The sequence below is a fragment of the Variovorax sp. P4_D9 genome, from assembly GCF_056401695.1.
The window spans coordinates 1-1,788 of sequence record NZ_JBFUIU010001289.1; the positions used below are offsets into that span (position 1 = coordinate 1).

Below are 1,788 nucleotides of genomic sequence, written 5' to 3' on the forward strand. Positions count from 1 at the left end.
GAGTTCACGCCATGGGCAAATCCGCTTCCGCCACGCTGCAGGGCGATCTGCTCTCCGTGCAGCCCTATCGCGACGTTCCAGGCCAGGGCACCCCCGGCCGCACCTTTGCTGGAGGTAAAGGACGCCGCCGCCTCCAGCATGCTGCTGGCCTCGCTGTCGATGCTGGACCGTCTGCTGGTCGAGAAGATGGCGGCCGTGCGCGAGCGTCACATGGAGGAGGTGGTCGACTTCATGACTGAGCGCATGCTGGTGCCCAGTCCGGTCGAGATGGACATGGCCCAGCGACTCGCCATCCGGCACGCGCGCGTCCTCAACGAGTTCGGCTACTTCACCGCGGAGCAGCTGGCGGGCGCCAATCGTTCCCAGGCGAGCAACCGCTCGGCRCTGGCCGACAACTGGCGCCAGCGCCGGCTGGTCTTCGCCGTACCGCATCCGGACAAGACCGCGCGCGAACGCGACGTCTATCCGGCCTTCCAGTTCGAGGACGCCAAGCCGATCAAGGCGGTGCACGATGTGCTGGAGGCCTTCGGCGCGCGCAAGGCGCCGTGGAAGCTGGCGCTGTGGTTCACATCGAACAACGGCTGGCTGCCGGGCAGTGCGCGGCCGGTCGATCTGCTGACCATGGACCCACAGGCTGTCATTGCGGCCGCCAGGCGCGATGCCCAGGAGAGCGCGGCTTGACCTGCCGCGCACCGGTCCCGCCGCACAAGCCGACACGTTTCTCGCCGATCTGGGACGTCAAGGGCAAGGTCGTTACCTATCTGTACGGTGGCTCGACGCTGGACTGCGAGATCTTCGAGACCGGGTTCCACGACGTGCCGGTCGATGCGGCCGACAAGTTCGTGGATCTGGACTTCTTTGCGCAGCGAGGCCATGGCGAACTCATGCCAAGCCGCGATCTGCGGCTCGTGGACCTCACGAGCGAGGGCCCGCACCGGCTGAAGGTACCGAAGGAAGAGCTGATCATCAGCCCGGCCCGCGACTACCTCGCGACCGCAAGATGGGCCGAGGCGCTGCACCATCAGTTCGCGGACTTCGGCTTGCTGGCCCGCGGGGCCATCCGGCCCCGCGTGGCCAACCGCATCACCTTCGACGAGGTGTCCGAGGCGCACCGCCGTCTGGAAGCCGGCGGTATCGAGGGCAAGCTGGTCCTTTGCCCGTGAGGATCGGTATCCGCGGCCGCCCGCCGAATGGAGCGGCATGCCGGGCACGCCACGCTGTATGCATCACTGCGAGCGTCAGGGCCGCTTCAGGAACGCGCAGTCGTGCGCCAGTGAGCTCGAAGGTCGTTGCGTGAAATCGGCAGATGAGCTCGGACGTCATCGAAGCAACGAAGCCTTCGACTGCGACGTTGGTCGCGATGTCCATGTCAAGGCATCCGCAGATGGCGATTCACGACCAAGGGATATTGCGGTCTCAGCGAGCTGGCGGCTTTACAGGCTTGGGACCGGGCCCGGGCGATTCTCAGTCGCTGTCGGGCCGCTATTGCTGACGGGGAGACCTTGCTTCTCATCGAATGGGTGATGCCAACCGCCGACGAAGAACCTGATCCCTAGCCCGAACTTTGAAGCATTGATCAGGCCGTAACCCAGCATTGGCGCGGGTTTCGGCCTTTTTCTTGTGTCAATTTGTAGCCATGTAAATTGTTCATTATTCTGTTGAATTAGCTCTGTATTGGTTCTATAAACGAAGTCATGTACATCGAGTCCGTGCCGAACCGCAACTCGCCCGCCGCAGTGCTCCTGCGCGAGTCCTACCGCGAGGACGGCAAGGTCCGCAAACGCACCC

General features: G+C 64.2%; 2 protein-coding genes. Both read left to right on the plus strand.

What is annotated here, in order from left to right; translation table 11 throughout:
• Window positions 1–138: 138 nt before the first annotated feature.
• The gene (locus tag AC1DY5_RS54060; protein ID WP_478122428.1) at window positions 139–681 is read left to right on the plus strand and encodes a hypothetical protein; all 543 of its coding nucleotides are present in this window, start codon (window positions 139–141) and stop codon (window positions 679–681) included.
• On the plus strand, window positions 678–1,163 hold the full coding sequence (locus AC1DY5_RS54065) for an RES family NAD+ phosphorylase (RefSeq protein ID WP_478122429.1): 486 nt from the start codon (window positions 678–680) through the stop codon (window positions 1,161–1,163). Before AC1DY5_RS54060 ends, AC1DY5_RS54065 begins: the two co-directional genes overlap by 4 nt.
• The last annotated feature ends 625 nt before the right edge of the window (window positions 1,164–1,788 follow it).